This window comes from Streptomyces sp. NBC_01224 (assembly GCF_036002945.1).
Classification (GTDB): Bacteria; Actinomycetota; Actinomycetes; order Streptomycetales; family Streptomycetaceae; genus Streptomyces.
Map to the genome: position 1 here is coordinate 5,117,859 of NZ_CP108529.1, position 18,871 is coordinate 5,136,729.

At 71.3% G+C, this 18,871-nt stretch carries 17 protein-coding genes; 12 read left to right on the forward strand and 5 right to left on the reverse strand.

Going from position 1 to position 18,871, the window contains the following annotated elements; translation table 11 throughout:
• Nucleotides 1-47 precede the first annotated feature (47 nt).
• The gene (locus OG609_RS22890; protein ID WP_327274522.1) at nt 48-863 is read left to right on the forward strand and encodes a hypothetical protein; all 816 of its coding nucleotides are present in this window, start codon (nt 48-50) and stop codon (nt 861-863) included.
• An 86-nt stretch (nt 864-949) separates the two neighbouring features.
• Here the strand turns inward: OG609_RS22890 and disA are convergent, their stop codons facing one another.
• Entirely contained in the window at nt 950-2,074 is a 1,125-nt protein-coding gene (gene disA / locus OG609_RS22895) for a DNA integrity scanning diadenylate cyclase DisA (RefSeq protein WP_327274523.1), read from the reverse strand.
• 80 nt (nt 2,075-2,154) lie between these two features.
• Nucleotides 2,155-3,567, reverse strand: coding sequence for a DNA repair protein RadA (gene radA / locus OG609_RS22900; protein WP_327274524.1), 1,413 nt, complete (start codon nt 3,565-3,567; stop codon nt 2,155-2,157).
• A 237-nt stretch (nt 3,568-3,804) separates the two neighbouring features.
• Between radA and OG609_RS22905 the strand changes: the two genes are divergently transcribed.
• Nucleotides 3,805-5,697 (forward strand): BACON domain-containing protein, encoded by a 1,893-nt coding sequence (locus tag OG609_RS22905; protein ID WP_442817995.1) that lies wholly within the window; start codon nt 3,805-3,807, stop codon nt 5,695-5,697.
• A 114-nt stretch (nt 5,698-5,811) separates the two neighbouring features.
• On the opposite strand, the gene OG609_RS22910 is transcribed toward OG609_RS22905, so the two are convergent.
• A complete protein-coding gene (locus OG609_RS22910) occupies nt 5,812-6,663 on the reverse strand; it encodes a hypothetical protein (RefSeq protein WP_327274526.1) in 852 nt (283 codons plus the stop codon).
• Between the two features lie 40 nt (nt 6,664-6,703).
• Between OG609_RS22910 and OG609_RS22915 the strand changes: the two genes are divergently transcribed.
• The 4 genes from OG609_RS22915 to ilvD all read left to right on the forward strand — a co-directional run bounded on the left by OG609_RS22915 (nt 6,704) and on the right by ilvD (nt 11,321).
• Nucleotides 6,704-7,660 carry a Ppx/GppA phosphatase family protein gene (locus OG609_RS22915; RefSeq protein WP_327274527.1) on the forward strand — a complete coding sequence of 319 codons (957 nt, stop codon included), beginning with the start codon at nt 6,704-6,706 and terminating at the stop codon, nt 7,658-7,660.
• Between the two features lie 92 nt (nt 7,661-7,752).
• Nucleotides 7,753-8,580 carry a sugar phosphate isomerase/epimerase family protein gene (locus OG609_RS22920; RefSeq protein WP_327274528.1) on the forward strand — a complete coding sequence of 276 codons (828 nt, stop codon included), beginning with the start codon at nt 7,753-7,755 and terminating at the stop codon, nt 8,578-8,580.
• Nucleotides 8,577-9,218, forward strand: a complete 642-nt coding sequence (locus tag OG609_RS22925) for a TetR/AcrR family transcriptional regulator (RefSeq protein ID WP_327274529.1) — start codon at nt 8,577-8,579, stop codon at nt 9,216-9,218. The genes OG609_RS22920 and OG609_RS22925 overlap by 4 nt, the downstream gene beginning before the upstream one ends.
• Nucleotides 9,219-9,470: 252 nt before the next feature.
• Nucleotides 9,471-11,321, forward strand: a complete 1,851-nt coding sequence (gene ilvD, locus OG609_RS22930; RefSeq protein ID WP_327274530.1) for a dihydroxy-acid dehydratase — start codon at nt 9,471-9,473, stop codon at nt 11,319-11,321.
• Between the two features lie 48 nt (nt 11,322-11,369).
• Here ilvD and OG609_RS22935 read toward each other — a convergent pair whose 3' ends face one another.
• A complete protein-coding gene (locus tag OG609_RS22935; RefSeq protein WP_327274531.1) occupies nt 11,370-13,598 on the reverse strand; it encodes a serine/threonine-protein kinase in 2,229 nt (742 codons plus the stop codon).
• Nucleotides 13,599-13,727: 129 nt separating this feature from the next.
• On the opposite strand from OG609_RS22935, the gene OG609_RS22940 reads away from it, so the two are divergent.
• The 6 genes from OG609_RS22940 (at nt 13,728) to proC (ending at nt 18,220) form a co-directional block, all read left to right on the forward strand.
• Nucleotides 13,728-14,054, forward strand: coding sequence for an SH3 domain-containing protein (locus tag OG609_RS22940; RefSeq protein WP_327274532.1), 327 nt, complete (start codon nt 13,728-13,730; stop codon nt 14,052-14,054).
• A 105-nt stretch (nt 14,055-14,159) separates the two neighbouring features.
• Nucleotides 14,160-14,699 carry a hypothetical protein gene (locus tag OG609_RS22945; RefSeq protein WP_327274533.1) on the forward strand — a complete coding sequence of 180 codons (540 nt, stop codon included), beginning with the start codon at nt 14,160-14,162 and terminating at the stop codon, nt 14,697-14,699.
• An 85-nt stretch (nt 14,700-14,784) separates the two neighbouring features.
• A complete protein-coding gene (locus tag OG609_RS22950) occupies nt 14,785-15,615 on the forward strand; it encodes a class I SAM-dependent methyltransferase (RefSeq protein WP_327274534.1) in 831 nt (276 codons plus the stop codon).
• 159 nt (nt 15,616-15,774) lie between these two features.
• Nucleotides 15,775-16,542, forward strand: coding sequence for an ABC transporter ATP-binding protein (locus OG609_RS22955; protein WP_327274535.1), 768 nt, complete (start codon nt 15,775-15,777; stop codon nt 16,540-16,542).
• Nucleotides 16,539-17,318, forward strand: a complete 780-nt coding sequence (locus OG609_RS22960) for an ABC transporter permease (RefSeq protein ID WP_327274536.1) — start codon at nt 16,539-16,541, stop codon at nt 17,316-17,318. The genes OG609_RS22955 and OG609_RS22960 overlap by 4 nt, the downstream gene beginning before the upstream one ends.
• Nucleotides 17,319-17,410: 92 nt before the next feature.
• On the forward strand, nt 17,411-18,220 hold the full coding sequence (gene proC, locus OG609_RS22965) for a pyrroline-5-carboxylate reductase (protein ID WP_327274537.1): 810 nt from the start codon (nt 17,411-17,413) through the stop codon (nt 18,218-18,220).
• Between the two features lie 3 nt (nt 18,221-18,223).
• On the opposite strand, the gene OG609_RS22970 is transcribed toward proC, so the two are convergent.
• Nucleotides 18,224-18,808 (reverse strand): cysteine hydrolase family protein, encoded by a 585-nt coding sequence (locus OG609_RS22970; protein ID WP_327274538.1) that lies wholly within the window; start codon nt 18,806-18,808, stop codon nt 18,224-18,226.
• Between the last annotated feature and the right edge of the window lie 63 nt (nt 18,809-18,871).

Below are 18,871 nucleotides of genomic sequence, written 5' to 3' on the forward strand. Positions count from 1 at the left end.
GGCGGGTGGGGCGAGAGTTGGCGCCGATCTCTCGTACAGTTTGCGCCGTGGGATCTTTGCGTAATCCGATCGGGCCGCTTCCCTCCACCATCTACTGGCGACGGAGGGCCGTAGCGGCGACGCTGATTGCGCTGCTCGCGTTGCTGATCGTGTGGGCCGTCACCTCCGGTGGCGGCAAGGGGAACACGGACGACTCCCGGCCCGGCGGATCGGGTCCCGCGCGCTCGATCACTCCCGGCCCCTCGCAGTCGGGTCCGGCCATCAGCCAACAGCCGGGCGGGCGCGACGAGTCGGGCGACTCGGGCAGCGGCGGCGAAGACAACAGCGGTACGGGCGCGGGCTCCGACGGCGGTAACGGTGACGGCGGCACGGACACCGGCAGCGGATCGGACGACGGAGCCGGCGGCGTGAGCGGAAGCGGCGCGACGACCGGAGAGCAGGTCCCGGCAGGCTCCTCGCTCCCCGACTGCGCCACCGGTGCACTGCAGTTGAGCCTGAGCACCGAGGTCAGCTACAGCCCCGGCGAGAAGCCGAAGTTCCGGTTGATCGCCAAGAACACCTCGTCCACCACCTGCAAGGCCGACTTCGGGCCGAAGAGCGCGGTGCTCACCATCACCGAGGCCGGTGGCGACGACAGCCAGGTGTGGTCCTCCAAGGACTGCCCGCGCAACGCGGGCAGCCTGCTGCTGAAGGTCCCGGCAGGCTCGACCGTCGTCCACACCGTGGAGTGGGACCGCAAGAAGAGCACCCCGCAATGCGCGACGCCGCCCGCGGAAACCGCGGGGCCCGGTACCTACCTGGTCGAGGCGAAGGCGCCGGGCGAGCCGGTGCGGCGCGCCTCGTTCGTACTCGCGAAGGACTGAGAGCCCGAGGGGCCGACCAGCTCCGGAAACACTTCGGGGCCCGGTCTCCCGGGCCCCGGCACCGCCTGTGTCTGCTGCGCGTACCGCTACACGTACCGCTCGAGAATCGACGACTCGGCCAGTCGCGACAGTCCCTCGCGCACGCTCCTCGCCCGCGCCTCGCCGACCCCGTCCACCGTCTGGAGGTCGTCCACGCTGGCGGCAAGGAGTTTCTGCAGACCGCCGAAGTGCTCCACCAGCCGGTCGATGATCGCCCCGGGCAGTCGCGGCACCTTCGCCAGCAGCCGGAAGCCGCGCGGCGAGACCGCCGAATCCAGCGTCTCCGGCGAGCCGCTGTACCCCATCGCCCGTGCCACGACGGGGAGTTCGAGAAGTTCGGTGTGGGAGAGCGCGTCGAGCTCGGTCAGGGCTTCGGCGACCGTACGGGACCGCTTCGCGGTCGGCTCCGGCACATAGTCGCGCACGACCAGCTCTCGCTCCGGCTCGACGCCCGCGATCAACTCGTCGAGCTGGAGCGAGAGGAGCCGGCCGTCGGTGCCCAGCTCCACCACGTACTCCGCGATCTCGGTCGCGATCCGGCGGACCATCTCCAGCCGCTGCGCGACGGCGGTCACATCCCGGACCGTCACCAGGTCCTCGATCTCCAGCGCCGAGAGGGTGCCCGCGACCTCGTCGAGCCGGAGCTTGTACCGCTCCAGGGTGGCGAGTGCCTGATTGGCGCGGGAGAGGATCGCGGCGGACTCCTCCAGGACCCGGCGCTCCCCGTCCACGTACAGCGCGATGAGGTGCATCGACTGCGAGACCGAGACGACCGGGAAGTTGCACTGCTTGGAGACCCGGTCCGCCGTGCGGTGGCGGGTGCCGGTCTCCTCGGTGGGGATGGAGGCGTCCGGGACCAGCTGCACACCGGCCCGCAGGATCTTGGTCATGTCCTTGTCGAGGATCAGCGCCCCGTCGAGCTTGGCCAGCTCGCGCAGGCGCGTCGCGGTGAACTCCACGTCCAGCACGAATCCGCCGGTGCACATCGACTCGACGGTTCTGTCCATGCCCAGAACGATCAGCCCGCCGGTGTTGCCACGGAGGATGCGCTCCAGGCCGTCCCGCAGGGCCATTCCAGGCGCGACGGCGGTCAACGAGGCGCGCATCAGCGCCTCGTTACCGGTGCCTTGGCCGGACTTTCCGGGCGATGCTGCCCGGTCGCTGGCTGCCACTGCACTCCTCCGGTCACAGGTTTGCGGTGCCCTTACGTCCCTCATACCGTTCGTACGGACGGGCGAGACCAGGGCAAAGTCTACCGGCGCGCGTTCTCCTCCTGCGGGGCCTGTGCGCGAGACCGGCGCGGGAGCACCCTCAGCGCATCACCCATGTTGGCGACTTCTGTGACCTTCATACCGGCCGGGACCTTCCCCGGGTCGGTCGGAACCAGCGCGTGCGTGAAGCCCAGACGGTATGCCTCGGCCAGCCTGCGCTGGACTCCCGTAACCCTTCTGACCTCGCCCGCGAGACCTACTTCGCCGATCGCCACCAGGTTCTTGGGGAGTGGTGTGTCACTCGCGGCACTGGCCAGCGCCAGCGCGACCGCGAGGTCCGCGGCGGGCTCGGAGAGCTTCACACCGCCGACCGTCGCGCTGTAGATGTCCCGCTTGCCGAGCGAGCTGATCCGGCCGCGCTGCTCCAGAACGGCCAGCATCATCGATACCCGGGACGTCTCCAGACCCGAGGTGGTGCGCCGGGGCGAAGGGATCTGGGAATCGACCGTCAGTGCCTGCACCTCGGCGACGAGCGGCCGCTTGCCCTCCAGGGTGACGGTCAGGCAGGTGCCGGGCACAGGTTCGTCGCGGCGGGTGAGGAACAGCCCGGACGGGTCGGCGAGGCCGGTGATGCCCTCGTCGTGCAGTTCGAAGCAGCCGACCTCGTCGGTCGCGCCGTACCTGTTCTTGACGCCCCGTACGAGCCTCAGGCGGGCATGGCGGTCGCCCTCGAAGGACAGCACCACATCGACGAGATGCTCCAGCAGCCGTGGCCCGGCGATCGCCCCGTCCTTGGTGACATGGCCGACCAGCAGCGTGGACATACCGCGTTCCTTAGAGGCCCGGATGAGGGCACCGGCGACCTCCCGGACCTGTGCCATGCCGCCGGGCGCCCCGTCGATCTCGGGCGAGGCGACCGTCTGTACGGAGTCGAGGATGAGAAGCGACGGCTTGACGGCGTCCAGATGGCCGAGGACCGCGGACAGGTCGGTCTCCGCGGCGAGATACAGGTGGTCGTTGATCGCCCGGATCCGGTCGGCGCGCAGCCGGACCTGGCTCGCGGACTCCTCGGCGGTGACATAGAGCGTGCGGTGGTCGTCGCTCGCCGCCTTCGCGGCCACGTCCAGCAGCAGCGTCGACTTCCCGACGCCCGGCTCGCCCGCGAGCAGCACGACGGCACCCGGCACGAGACCGCCGCCGAGCACTCGGTCCAGCTCGCTGACGCCGGTCGACCGGGCGGTGGCCTGCCGGCTGTCGACCTGGCCGATGGGGAGCGCGGCGGTGCTGACCCGGCCGGCCGCAGTGGTCCGCACGGCGGGGGCGCCGCCGAACTCCTCGACCGTCCCCCATGCCTGGCATTCGGGGCAGCGGCCGAGCCACTTGGCGGTCGTCCAGCCGCATTCGGTGCAGCGGTAGGACGGCCGGTCCTTCGCGGATTTTGTACGGGCAGCCATGGCGCAACCGTATAGGTGTGGTCCGACAATGCCGCCGGGCGCGGTCCGCCGACGCCGCCCGGCGCGGGCGCGTGCCCGCCGGTGGCCCCCGGATCGGCCCGGCGCTCCGGCGAAATCAGGGATTCCGTCACCTGGACCTGAGATGCCTGTCCCCTTTTGAGCGATACGTTCACCCGTAAGGATTAAATGTGCCGGAGGGGCGCTAAAGGCATGCTCTGTGCTGCCTACGGTCGCCAGGTGACGAGCAGCAGGCTGGAGCCCCCCACGCACACCACCGGCGCACACCGGGCGCGGCGCCGTGCGCCCCACTCCTCGGCGCAGCCTTCGCCGCGGCGGCCGCCTGCACGTTACGAGCCGCATCTCGATGGCCTGTTCACCTACTGCCTCTCCGTGCTCTGCGACCACGATGCCGCCACCGAGGCGCTCGGCGGTGTGCTCGCGATCGCGGAACGGCAGGACGGCCGGTGCCCGGCGGGTGAGGAGGAACGTAAATCCTGGCTGTATGCGCTGGCCAGATGGACGTGTCTGCGCAAGCTCGCCGAGCAGAAACAGGGCCGTCAGGCGCACCGCCACAATGCCGGGAAGCTGTCGGGAAGACGGTCGGCCCAGCAGGAGGCACAGCGCGAGGCGAAGCGGGCGGGGGGAGGCCCTCCGGGCAAGCAGCCGGGCGGGACGGCAACCCAGGGGGCGCGCGCTGGCCGCCGTACGTCCCCGGCCGCTGTCGCGAAGGCCACTGAGGCCGCCGCGTGCACGCCGGGCGGCGCCCCCGCGGCCAACGCGGCCGAATCCGAAGCCGCCGCCGAGGCGCACCGCCGTGAACTCGCTCAGCTGGCCTGGCCGGAGGCCGCCGGCACCACCCCCGAACAGCGCGAAGCGCTCGAACTCGCCGTGCGCCACCGCCTCGCCCCGCGTGCCGTCGCCTCCGTCCTGGGCCTCGAACCGGCGACCGCCCGCGAGCTTCTGGCCGCCGCGGCCTGCGAGGTGGAACGCACCCGCGCAGCCCTCGCCGTCGTCGAGAGCGGCAACTGCCCCACCGTCGCCCGGCTCACCGGCGACCACCGCGTCCTGCTCTCCGCGGCCCTGCGCCGCGAACTCGTCCGTCATGTCGACGACTGCCCCCGCTGCCGCGGCGCCGCCGAGCGGGCCGGCGCCGAGGGCCCCTGGCCGGGCGCGGCCGTCACCCCCGCCGCCGCGCTGCCGGTCGTCGAGGCACCACGGCCCTCCGCGTACGTAGCGATGGTCCATGCCCAGCGGAACCGGTCCGCCGGCCCGCGTTTCGACCGGGCGGGCTTTCCCATGGACCCGAAGGACCACGCCGCTCGCCGGGACCGGCTGCGGGCCAGGGTCGTGACGACGACGGTGGTGGCGACGGTCGTCGCCGCCCCGGTGATCGCGCTGTGGACGGCCTATCGCGGCGCGCCGCAGACCGGCGAGGGCCACGACGGCTCTTCGGTCACCGCGACCGAGACGGACGTCCGCCACGACCTCGACGGCACCCCGGACGGCCACTACGAGAACGCGGGCAATGCCCGTCCCCAGCCCGGCGCCCGCTTCAAGGACGGCCACACCCCGGACGTCTCGGCCGAGGTGATCAGCTCGGGTCCGGTGCGGGGCGGCATCGGCGGGCTCACCGTCGAGGCCCGCTCGTCCGGCGGCACGACACTCATCCGCCTGACCGCCTCGGGCGGCGCACCCGTCGCCTGGTCGGCCCGCGCGGATGCGTCCTGGCTGCGCCTCAGCAGCTCCTCGGGCACGCTCGCCGCAGGCACGAGCATCACGATCCGCGTCCTCGTGGACCACCTGCGGCAACCCGCCGGTCCCTGGAGCGCACGCATCGCCCTCGCCCCTTCCGGTTCGGTCGTGGCGATCCGGGGGGCAGGGGCGACGGCACCGTCACCCGGCGGCCCCGGCCACTCGGGTACGACCGGCCCCTCCACCCCATCGGGCCCGTCCGTACCGTCGGATCCGCCCCCGTCCTCGCCGCACCCCACACAGCCGACCGACCCGACCCCCGACCCGACGGACCCCACGCCGTCACCGTCCCCGACCGATCCGACGCAGTCCCCGGACCCGTCCGGCTCCACGACCCCGACCCACCCGGGTACGGGCACCACCACACCGACGGGCTGAAACAGTCCGTCCGGGGCTGCGGCGGCCCGCGCGACGTGACCGGCCGAGCCACCGGAAGGCACCTCGGCCGGCACGCCCCAGTTGCTACGCCTCAGCCGTCACGCCGTCACGCCGTCACGCCGGATCGACCGGATCCGCCGGGTGCGGCGCCATCGGCAGCAGCGAGGACAGGCGCTCCTCGCACAGCTCGACCAGTCGGTCGTACCCCTTCTTGCCCATCAGTTCGATGAGTTCCGGGCGGTACGACACGTACACCGGCTCCCCGGCCCCGTGCGCCGAGGTCGCCGATGTGCACCACCAGTGCAGATCGTGGCCACCCGGACCCCAGCCCCTGCGGTCGTACTCGCCGATCGAGACCTGGAGCACGCGCGTGTCGTCGGGCCGGTCGATCCAGTCGTACGTACGCCGGATCGGCAGCTGCCAGCAGACGTCCGGCTTGGTCTCCAGGGGCTCCTTGCCCTCCCGCAGCGCCAGGATGTGCAGCGAGCAGCCCGCGCCGGCCGCGAACCCGGGACGGTTCTGGAAGATGCACGAACCCTTCCAGCGCCGCGTCTGGCGTTCCCCGTCGTCGTCGACCTCGACCCAGCCCGTCTCCGTACCGACATCGTGGAACTGCCACAGATCAGGGGTCAGCCGTTCGACATGGCTCGCCACCCGCTTCTCGTCGTCCTCGTCCGAGAAGTGCGCGCCGAGCGTGCAGCATCCGTCGTCCGCGCGGCCCGCCTGGATGCCCTGGCAGCCACTGCCGAAGATGCAGGTCCACCTGGACGTCAGCCAGGTCAGGTCGCAGCGGAAGATCTGTTCGTCGTCCGCGGGGTCCGGGAACTCGACCCAGGCGCGTGCGAAGTCGATCCCCGTCTCGTCTTCGGACCGGTTCGGCCCGTTCACTTCCTGCTGCTGCATCTCCTGCTTCGTTCTCTGTTTCTTCGTGATTTTGCCCGGCTTCGCCTTTTTCGTCTTTGGCACGCGCCAAGAGTAAGTCCGCGGTCCCGGTAGCGTTCCTGGTATGAGACTCGGAGTCCTCGACGTGGGTTCGAACACGGTGCATCTGCTGGTGGTGGACGCGCACCCCGGCGCCCGCCCGCTGCCCGCGCACTCGCACAAGGCGGAGCTGCGCCTGGCCGAACTTCTCGACGGGGACGGGGCGGTCGGCCCCGACGGTGTGGACCGGCTCGTGGCGACGATCACCGATGCGCTCCAGGCCGCCGAGGACAAGGGGTGCGAGGACGTTCTGCCGTTCGCCACATCCGCGGTACGGGAGGCGAGCAACGCCGACCAGGTGATGGCCCGGGTGCGGGACGAGACGGGCATCGACCTCACCGTCCTCAGCGGCGCTGAGGAGGCCCGGCTCACCTTCCTCGCCGCGCGCCGCTGGTTCGGCTGGTCGGCGGGGCGGCTGCTGGTCCTGGACATCGGGGGCGGCTCGCTGGAGATCGCGTACGGCATGGACGAGGAGCCGGACGCCGCGGTGTCGCTGCCGCTCGGGGCCGGCCGGCTCACCGCCGGGTGGCTGCCGGGCGATCCGCCGGACCCGGCGGAGGTGAAGGCGTTGCGCCGCCATGTGCGGGCCAGGATCGCCCGGAGCGTCGGGGAATTCACCCGCCTCGGGCGCCCGGATCATGTCGTCGGCACCTCCAAGACGTTCAAGCAGCTCGCCAGGATCGCGGGTGCCGCACGTTCCACCGACGGCCTGTACGTGCAGCGCGCCCTCACCCGCAAGGCGCTGGAGGAGTGGGTGCCGAAGCTGGCAGCGATGACGGTCGAGCAGCGCGGCACCCTGCCCGGGGTCTCCGAGGGCCGGGCCGGGCAGCTGCTGGCCGGGGCGCTGGTGGCGGAGGGGGCCATGGATCTGTTCGGGGTCGAAGAGCTGGAGATCTGCCCCTGGGCGCTGCGCGAGGGCGTCATCCTGCGCCGTCTGGACCACATGCCGACGGAGCCCACGGAGCAGGCCGCGCCGAGCTGAGCACCGCCGTGGCGCCGGAAGCCCGCCATGGCCCTCCTCACTTTCCGCCCGGGTCTCTCGGTGCGGCGTCACACTGCCCGTACGCTGTCCCAGTGGCAGAACCAGTGGTGCGCATCCCGGATGCGAAGGTCGCCCTGTCGACGGCTTCCGTCTACCCGGAGTCGACGGCGACGGCCTTCGAGATCGCCGCGCGTCTTGGTTACGACGGCGTCGAGATCATGGTGTGGACCGACCCCGTCAGCCAGGACATCGAGGCGCTGCGACGGCTCTCGGACTACCACCAGGTGCCGATCCTGGCCGTCCACGCGCCCTGTCTGCTGATCACGCAGCGCGTCTGGTCCACCGATCCGTGGGTGAAGCTCCAGCGGGCCCGGGCCGCCGCTGAGAAGCTCGGGGCGACGACCGTCGTCGTCCACCCGCCGTTCCGTTGGCAGCGCAACTACGCGCGCGACTTCGTCACCGGGATCTGGCGCATGGCGGACGAGACCGATGTGCGGTTCGCCGTCGAGAACATGTACCCCTGGCGCTACCGGGACCGAGAGATGCTGGCGTACGCCCCCGACTGGGACGTCACCAACGACGACTACCGCCACTTCACCGTGGACCTGTCGCACACCGCGACGGCCCGCACGGACGGCATGGCGATGGTCGACCGGATGGGCGACCGGCTCGCCCACGTCCATCTCGCCGACGGCAAGGGCTCCAACAAGGACGAGCACCTGGTGCCCGGCCGCGGCGACCAGCCCTGCGCCGAACTCCTGGAACACCTGGCCCGTACCGGCTTCGACGGCCATGTCGTCATCGAGGTCAACACCCGCCGCGCCATGTCCACCGCCGAACGTGAGGCCGACCTGGCGGAGGCGCTGGCCTTCACCCGGCTCCACCTGGCGTCGTCCTCGGCCGAGGCGCCGCGCCCATGACCGGTGGCCACACCGATCCCACTGATCCCACCGGTCCCGCCGCCAAGCGCCGCGGCCGCCCCTCCCGTACGGCCGGGACCACCGGCCCCGACGCCCGCACCCGCATCCTGGAGGCGGCTCGCACCGAGTTCGCGGAGCGCGGCTACGACAAGACGTCGATCCGGGGCATCGCCAAGGCTGCAGGCGTCGACTCCGCCCTCGTCCACCACTACTTCGGTACGAAGGACGAGGTCTTCGCGGCCGCCATCGAGCTCTCCTTCGAGCCGGCCCTGGTGATCCCGGCCATCCTGGGCAGCGGCACGGACGGCTTGGGGGAGCGGCTGGCCCGCTACTTCATCGCCGTATGGGAGAACCCGGCGTCCAGGGCACCCCTGCTGGCGATCATGCGGTCCGCACTGACGCACGAGGCGGCGGCGAACGTCCTTCGCGGCTTCGTCCTGCGCCGCCTCCTGGAACGCATCGCAGAGGCACTGGAGGTACCGGACGCGACGTTCCGCGCGGAACTGGCTGCCTCGCACATGCTCGGGATCGCGATGCTGCGCTACGTCATCCGGGCGGAACCACTTGCTTCGGCACCCCCGGAGAAGATCATCGAGATGGTGGCGCCGACACTGCAGCGCTACCTGACGGAGCCCTGACACTTCAGCCTCGTCGGCCACCCCCAGCTACATCCAGCACTTGAGGAGCGGGGTCCGGGACAGAGCCCCGGTTCCGGGAAGGGACGGGTAGGGACCAGCCCCGCACGGCGGCCCACTCGCACCCCCCACCGCATCCCCAACCTCCTCCCACCCACCGAGCACCACATCCCGCATGCTGGACACCGTGTCCAGATCTTGGAGCCGGAGGCGTAGGCTCGGAAGCAGTCTTTTCTGTCGAAGGAGCGAGAGACGATGCCCCAGCTGAGGTCCCGCACTGTCACCCACGGCCGCAACATGGCGGGCGCCCGCGCCCTTATGCGGGCCTCGGGCGTAGCGAGCGAGGACATCGGCAAGCCGATCATCGCTGTCGCCAACTCCTTCACCGAATTCGTCCCCGGCCACACCCACCTCGCCCCGGTGGGCAGGATCGTCTCCGACGCCATCAGGGCCGCAGGCGCCGTCCCCCGCGAGTTCAACACCATCGCCGTCGACGACGGCATCGCGATGGGCCACGCCGGGATGCTCTACTCCCTCCCCTCCCGCGACCTGATCGCCGACTCCGTCGAGTACATGGTCGAGGCGCACTGCGCGGACGCGCTGATCTGCATCTCCAACTGCGACAAGATCACGCCCGGCATGCTGATGGCCGCGATGCGCATGAACATCCCGACGGTCTTCGTCTCCGGCGGCCCGATGGAGGCCGGCCAGGCCACCCTCGTCGACGGCACGGTCCGCAAGCTCGACCTGATCAACGCGATCAGTGACGCCGTCAACGAGAACGTCTCGGACGAGGACATCCTCCGTATCGAGGAGAACGCCTGTCCCACCTGCGGCAGCTGTTCCGGCATGTTCACCGCCAACTCGATGAACTGCCTGACCGAGGTCCTCGGCCTCTCCCTTCCCGGCAATGGCTCCGTCCTCGCCACACACACCGCCCGCAAGGCGCTGTACGAGGACGCCGGCCGCACCGTCGTAGAGATCACCAAGCGCTACTACGAGCAGGACGACGCGACGGTCCTGCCGCGTTCCATCGGCACCCGCGCCGCGTTCGACAACGCGATGGCGCTGGACATCGCCATGGGCGGCTCCACCAACACGATCCTGCACCTCCTCGCCGCAGCGCAGGAGGCCGAGCTCGCCTACGACCTCGAAGACATCAACGAGGTCTCGCGCCGCGTCCCCTGCTTGTCGAAGGTTGCGCCCAACGTGGCCCCCGGCGGCACCTACTACATGGAGGACGTCCACCGGGCGGGCGGCGTCCCGGCCATCCTCGGCGAGCTCTACCGCGGCGGTCTGCTCAACGAGGACGTGCACTCGGTGCACTCCGCCACCCTCGGCGAGTGGCTGAAGAACTGGGACGTCCGAGGTGGCTCCCCGTCCCCCGAGGCCGTCGAGCTCTGGCACGCGGCCCCCGGATGCGTGCGTTCCGCGACGGCCTTCTCACAGTCCGAGCGCTGGGACACCCTCGACCGGGACGCGGCGGGCGGCTGCATCCGCGACCTGGAGCACGCGTACTCCAAGGATGGCGGCCTCGCGGTCCTCAAGGGGAATCTTGCCGAGGACGGCTGCGTCGTGAAGACGGCGGGCGTCGACGAGTCGATCTGGACCTTCGAGGGCCCGGCGGTCGTCTGCGAGTCGCAGGACGAGGCGGTGGACAAGATCCTCCGCAAGGAGATCAAGGAGGGCGACGTCGTCGTCATCCGTTACGAGGGTCCGCGCGGCGGTCCCGGCATGCAGGAGATGCTCTACCCCACCTCCTTCCTGAAGGGCCGCGGCCTCGGCAAGAGCTGTGCGCTTGTCACCGACGGTCGCTTCTCCGGCGGCACGTCGGGCCTGTCGATCGGCCACGCATCGCCGGAGGCGGCGTCGGGCGGCACGATCGCGCTGGTCGAGGACGGCGACCGGATCAGGATCGACATCCCGGACCGCTCGATCGAGCTCCTCGTCCCCGAGGCCGAGCTGGCCGCCCGCCGCGAGGCGCTGAACGGCGTGTACGCGCCGAAGGACCGCGACCGCAAGGTCAGCGCGGCGCTGCGCGCGTACGCGGCGATGGCGACGAGCGCGGACCGGGGTGCGGTGCGGGACGTGTCCAAGCTCGGCTGAACAAAGGCTGACCGAGGCAGCCGCGAACGCTGCCGCCGGACCCCGCTCTCACCAGTGAGCGGGGTCCTGTCCGTCGACGGCGAACACGGACCCGTCGGGCGCGGTGCCGAAGACGGTCCGGCCGGCGGCGACAGGGGCGGGCAGCGCCGATGCGTACGTGAGCTTCCCGTCCCGGAGCCGGGGGCCCGTCTGGCCCAGCAGCGTTCCGCGCTCGGTGTCCACGGCGAGCAGCCGCCCGTCCGCCGCCGAGAAGTACAGCCGGTTCCCGGTGGCGAGAACGGGCGCAGACGTCCGCCCGGCAGCGGTCTCCAGCTGCCAGCGAACAGCTCTGTCGCCCGCCGGGCGCGTGTCGACGGCGACCAGGGTCCCGCCGTGTGCCAGGAGATACGCGGTGTCCCCGCCCACCACGACCTCCGGTTCGTTCATCCGGAACGGCAGTGCCACCCGTGCGACGCTCCTGCGTTCCGGGTCGTAGCGGACGAGCCCGACGGTCTGGGCGTCCCCGTTCATCGACGTCAGGACGAGCGCACCGTCCGAGGTCCCCACCGGGGTGAGCATTCCGTCCAGCCGCCGCTGCCACGCCGCGTGCCCCGTTGCCGCATCGACGGCAGTGACCAGCGTGGTGGACCCGTAGGCCGAGTGTTCGAATGCGTAGGCCAGCCCCGATCCTTCGTCGTACAGCGCGTAGTCCGGCCGCTGGTGTCCGGTGAGCGGATGCCGCCAGAGGGACACGCCGGTCGCGGAGTCGAGCGCTTCGGTCGCGCCGTCCTCGCTGACCAGCAGCAGCGTGTCACCCGCGGCGAAGGGGGCGCCGAGGTAAGGGGAGAGGTCCGCGTCCCAGACCTGTTCGCCCTTGGCGGGGTCGTACGCCCGGAGCTTCCCGCCCGGCACCGCCGTATGCACCAGACCGCCGGAGACCGACACCACGCCGACCGACGGGGTGTCCCCGGCGGGGCCGTGACGGGACCACAGCACCCGGCCGTCCACGGGGTCCAACCGGGCGGCGCCGATACCGTCCGCCGCGCAGTACAGCGCGGCGGACGGGCCGGGCGCCTCTTCGCCGGCACCGCCCGTCGAGGAACAGACCGGCGTGGAGCTGCCCGAGGTCGGCAGTGGCGTCCGCCACGGTGCGAACGCCGCTGCCGAGCCCTTCGTGCCGCCCGACCCTCCCGACTCACCCGAGCCGTCCGACTCGCTCGGGCCCCCTGAGTCGCCCACCACCCCGGCAGCCCACGCCCCACCGGCACCCATGACGAGCAGCGCCGCAGCGGCTGCCAGCCACCGCCGCTTGCCGCCACCGCTCGCGGTCGCCTTCCTGCCCCGCGCCGCGCCCGCGCCTACATGCGTGTCCGCATCCGCATCCGCCCCCGTCGCGATCTCCGGCCCCGATACCGCCGGAGCTTCGACAGCACCCGGCCGCCGTTGCGACGGTATGAACGCGGCGGCGTCGTACGAAGGAGGGCGCAGCGCCGCCATGATGTCGTCCGGAGTGGGCCGCTCCGCAGGGTCCTTCGCCAGGCACTGGCCGATCAGCGGCGCCAGATCCGTCGGCACCCCCGTCAGATCGGCCTCGTCGTGGACCACCTGGTAGGCCACGATGTACGGGCTGTCGGAGTCGAAGGGCCCCTGGCCGGTCGCCGCATGGACGAGCACGGCCCCCAGGGCGAACACGTCTGCGGCGGGCCCGACTTCACGCGGCCGCTGGAACTGCTCGGGCGCCATGTACGGCGGCGAGCCGATCAGCTTGCCCGTCTCGGTGCGCAGATCGCTGTCGTACGGCCGGGAGATCCCGAAGTCGATGACCTTGGGCCCGGAGTCGGAGAGCAGCACATTGCTCGGTTTGAGGTCGCGGTGGATCACTCCGGCCCGATGGATGTCGCGAAGCGCCTCGGCAAGCCCCGCCGTCAGTCTGCGCAGTTCGGCGGGGGCCATCGGCCCGTTCCGCTTCACCTGGTCGGAGAGTGTGGGGCCGGGCACGTACAGAGTGGCCATCCACGGCCGTGCGGCGTCCGGATCGGCGTCGACGACCGGTGCCGTGAAGGCCCCGCTGACCCGCCTCGCCGCCCCGACCTCCTGCCGGAAGCGTGCCCTGAACTCAGGGTCTGCCGAATAGTGCCGGTGTACCACCTTGACGGCGAGCTGCAGCCCCGAGGTGGAGCGCGCCAGGTGCACGACACCCATGCCGCCCGCGCCGAGACATGCCTCAAGGCGGTAGTGACCGGCGTAATCCGGATGCTCCGCTTCCGGATTGACTCCGGTACCTCGCAGCGGCGGCATCGCCCACCCCCGTGTGTTCGTCCGCAAGCGCGACGCACGGAGCCTAGTCGATGATGCGTGCGAAACGGCCGGGGCTTGTAGCCTGCGCGTCGTACACACCGTCTCTCAACGGGGGAGGGCCTCACGGCCATGGAAGAGCACACCGACATCACCACCGGCACCACCGACGCGGCCGAGGACGTGGCCGCGCTCGCCGGCACCGACGACGTCACCAGGTACCCCATCGCACCGGGCTACCGGGTCAACGTCCGCACGGGACCGGGCACCCAGTACGGCATCGTCAGGACGCTTCCGTACGGAATGAAGGTTCCGGTCTACTGCCAGAAGCCGGGGGAGCGGGTCACCGGCCCGTACGGCACCTCGAACATCTGGGACAACATCGCCAACGGCCAGTTCGTGGCGGACGCCTACGTCCACACGGGCAGCGACGGCTACATCGCCCCGCGCTGCGACTGACCGGGAGCGGGACCCGGACCGCGACCGGGACCGCGACGGGACGGCGACCGGGGCTGTGACGGGGACGGCGATCGGGACCGAGGCCGCCCGGGGATAATCGACCTCGTGAGCGAGAACAGCGAAGCCCCCGGCCCCGGCGCCACGCCCGGCTCCACCACGCCCGGCCCGCAGCCCGAGCCCCTGCTCTTCTTCGGTACGACCTGGGTCGACCACGACGGGGGCTACGGGCTGCGACGCGTCGGGGCGGCGGTGGGCTCCTTCGCGGCCGCGGTCGCCGCCTGCTTCGTACTCCGCTTCGCCTTCCAGGGACTGGAGATCGCCGACGTCGGCAACCTCGTCGGCATCCTGGTGGTCCTGATGTTCGCCATCTGCAGCGCCATCGCCTTCCGCAAGACGTGGGAAGGCTTCAGCCGCCGCCCGGCCGATCCGGCGCGCGAGGCCAATCTGCGCGGCCTCAAGACCATCGGCTTCGTCGGCTCACTGATCGCGTACTTCCTCCGTACGTTCAAGGAGGCACCGGGCGAGCAACTGCGACGCACGGAGTACGAGACGGCCCTGGCCGGCTACGCGAAGCGCCGCTCGGCCCGCACCGGAAACCCCGCCGCCCGCAAGACCACCAAGGGAAAGCGACCCAAGCGCAAGTAGCGCCCCACGAGCGCAGGGCCCCACAAGCGCGGGTCAAGTCCCGCGAGCACCAGCGCAAGGCCCCCGCGCGGGCCACGATGACCCCATGCATCCTTCCGACTCCGATTCCCGGGCACGCACCGCCTCACCCGCCTCCCCGGCCCCATCCCGCGCACTCTCCTTCGACCGCGCAGCCGCCCAGTACGCCGCGGCCCGCCCCGGCTACCCGCCCGCCCTCTTCGACACCGTCGAGGAACTGGCCGGCCGCACCCTGCGTGGCGCCCGCACCATCGACGTCGGCGCGGGCACGGGTATCTCCACCCGGCTCCTCCACGACCGGGGCGCCCGGGTCACCGCGGTCGAACCGGGCCACGGCATGGCGGAAGAACTGCACCGGGCACTCCCGTACGTGCCGATCGTGCGCGGCGACGGCAACCGCCTCCCCATCGCCACCGCATCGGCCGACCTGATCACGTATGCCCAGTCCTGGCACTGGACCGACCGGAGCCGCGCCGCCCCCGAGGCCCTGCGCGTCCTGCGCCCCGGCGGCGCACTCGCCCTCTGGTGGAACGTCTCCGACCATTCCGTCCCCTGGATCGCAGAGCAGGACGCCCGTCTTCGCCGCTTCTTCGGTGCCGACGAGGGCGCCCACGGCTCGCCCGTCCGCTCCCGCGATCTGCCGTCCGAGCTCGGCTTCGTACACCGCACGGTGCCCTGGACCCGACGGGTGTCCCTCGACACCCACCTCGCCAACCTCGGCAGCCACTCCGCCTTCCTCGTCCTCGGTGAGGAACCCGCGCGCCGATTCCTCGCCGAGGAGCGCGACCGGCTGGCGGAGTTCTTCTCGGACGGCACGGTCGAGGAGAGTTACGTGGTCGACCTGCGCGTGGCGATCCGCCCGGGCTCGACCCCGGCCCCACCCCCACCGCGCTCCTGATCCGCACGCCGAGGGACCTCGCGGGCCTCCCGCTCCGCGGCCCAGTCCTCCAGGGCCGGGGCGCATGCGTGGTCGGTGTGGTGCGGCCCGCTGAGGTCCAGCACGACGGCCCGGTCGTGCTATTGACGGGCAGACACCGCCAGGATCAAAATTCATCACATGATGAATTCTCCGGGTGTCGCCATCGAGGCCCGCGGCCTCACTGTCGTACGAGGCAACCGCACCGTCCTCCGCGACCTCGACTTCACCGTCGAACCCGGCAGGATCACCGGCCTCCTGGGCCCCTCCGGCTGCGGCAAATCCACCCTGATGCGTGCCGTCGTGGGCACCCAGGCCAAGGTCACCGGCACCCTCGACGTGCTCGGCGCCCCCGCCGGACACCCCACCCTCCGCCCGCGCATCGGGTACGTCACCCAGGCCCCGTCCGTCTACACCGACCTGACCGTCCGGCAGAACCTCGACTACTTCGCGGCGATCCTCCAGCCGGGCCGCCGCCACCGGGACGCCCGCCGCGCAGCCGTCACCCGCGTGATCGCCGAGGTCGACCTGACCAGTCACGCCGACGCGCTGGCCGGCACCCTCTCCGGCGGCCAGCTCACCCGTGTCTCCCTCGCCGTGGCCCTGCTCGGCACCCCCGAACTCCTGGTCCTCGACGAACCGACCGTCGGCCTGGACCCGGTACTCCGCCGAGACCTGTGGAACCTCTTCCACGCCCTCGCCGCCGACCGCGGCACCACACTCCTCGTCTCCTCCCACGTCATGGACGAGGCCGAGCGCTGCCACCGGCTGCTCCTCATGCGCGAGGGCGAGATCCTCGCCGACGACACCCCCGAGGCGCTGCGCACCGCCGCCCACGCCGCCACCGTCGAGGAGGCGTTCCTCCACCTGGTCGACGAAGCCGCCATCCGTCAGGAGACCGTCCGATGAGCACCCCGCACCCGCAGCCCCACCCGGCCGCACCACCCCTCAGCCCCGCCCGCACGTTCGCCACCGCCACCCGCGTCCTGCGCCAGCTGACCCACGACCCCCGCACCGTCGCGCTGCTCCTCCTGATCCCGGTCGTGATGATCACGCTGCTCCGGTACGTGTTCGACGGCAGCCCCCGCACCTTCGACGCCATCGGCGCCTCGCTCCTCGGCATCTTCCCGCTGATCACGATGTTCCTGGTGACCTCGATCGCCACTCTGCGCGAACGCACCTCGGGCACCCTCGAACGCCTCCTCGCCATGCCGCTCGGCAAGGGCGACCTGATCGGCGGCTACGCCCTGGCCTTCGGCGCCGTCGCGATCGTCCAGTCCCTCCTGGCCACCGCACTCTCGGTCTGGGCGCTCGGCCTGGACGTCACCGGCTCACCGTGGCTGCTGCTCCTGGTCGCTTTGCTCGACGCCCTGCTCGGCACGGCACTGGGCCTCTTCGTCTCCGCCTTCGCCGCATCCGAGTTCCAGGCCGTCCAGTTCATGCCGGCCGTGATCTTCCCGCAGCTCCTGCTCTGCGGACTGTTCATCGCACGCGACCGGATGGCGCCCGTCCTCGAAGCCCTCTCGAACGTCCTGCCCATGTCGTACGCGGTCGACGGCATGAACGAGGTGCTCCACCACACCGACGTCACCGGCGACTTCATCCGCGACGTCCTGGTCGTCGCGGGCTGCGCCCTGCTCGTCCTCACCCTCGGCGCGGCCACGCTCCGCCGACGTACCGCCTGACCGGCCCCGGTGCGAGGATGACGGACACGAGCACCGAGAACCGTCAGCACGACGCACGGAGAACCGCGAGCACCGCCCGGAGGGTGAACCACATGACCCAGACAGTTGCAGTCCTCGGCACCGGCAAGATCGGCGAGGCCCTGCTCAGCGGCATGATCCGGGCAGGCTGGCACCCGGCGAACCTGCTGGTCACCACCCGCCGCTCCGAGCGTGCCGAGGAACTCCACAGCCGCTACGGCGTCGATTCCGTCACCAACGCCGAGGCCGCCAAGCGCGCCGACATCCTCATCCTCGCGGTCAAGCCCCAGGACATGGGCCGGCTCCTGGACGAGCTCGCCGAGCACGTCACCGCCGACCGGCTGGTCATCAGCGCCGCCGCAGGCATCACAACCGCCTTCATCGAGGACCGCCTCACCGCGAGTACCCCGGTCGTACGCGTCATGCCGAACACCCCCGTCCTCGTCGACGAGGGCATGTCCGTCATCTCCGGGGGCAGCCACGCCACCACCGAACACCTCGCCACCGCCGAGGCGATCTTCGGCGGCGTCGGCAAGACCCTGCGCGTCCCCGAGTCCCAGCAGGACGCGGCCACCGCCCTCTCCGGGTCGGGCCCGGCGTACTTCTACTTCCTCGTCGAGGCGATGACCGACGCGGGCATCCTGCTCGGCCTGCCCCGCGCCCAGGCCCACGACCTGATCGTCCAGGCCGCCATCGGCGCCGCCGTGATGCTCCGCGACAGCGGCGAACACCCGGTCAAGCTCCGCGAAGCCGTCACCAGCCCGGCCGGCACCACCATCAGCGCCATCCGCGAACTGGAGAACCACGGCGTACGAGCCGCCCTCATCGCCGCCCTCGAAGCAGCCCGCGACCGCAGCCGCGAACTCGCCTCCGGCAACGGCTGACGGCTACCCGGCAGCCTCGACCAGCTCCGCACTGCGCACCACCTTCGCGAACCCACCGCCGTGCAACGACACGGCGGTGGCCCGCGCGAGCTCATCCGCGCCCAGCGTCCACCCCCACGGCCCGACCCCGTCGAAGGTGTACGTCGCGTCCAGCGCGAAGAACACCTCGTACCCGAGGTTCCCGCCCATTCGCGCCGTCGTCTCCGCGCACATATTGGTCTGGATCCCGGCCACCACGATCTGCCGCACCCCGCCCCGATCCAGCCACGCCCCGAGATCGGGTGTCCCGTAGAAGGCGGAGTTCACGCTCTTCGTCAGCAACAGCTCGGGACCGCCACCTTTCCCGCGCCGCTCCTCCACGTACCCCTTGAAGTCATTCCCCGGCTGCCCCACCCGCAACGGCGAATCCGGCTTGGGCGAGTCATGCCGTACGAACACCACGGGCCGTCCACTCGCCTGCCAGGCATCGATCAGCCCCGCAATGTTCCGATCGGCCCCGGGATTGTTCCGCGACCCCCAGTACGCCTCCTCCTCAAAGCCTTCCTGTACGTCCACCACGACCAGTGCTGCGTTCTCTGCGATCTCCATATGAACGATGCTGTCGCGCCGCACCCCTGTGGCCCAGAGGTCAAAAAGCCATCGATCGATGCT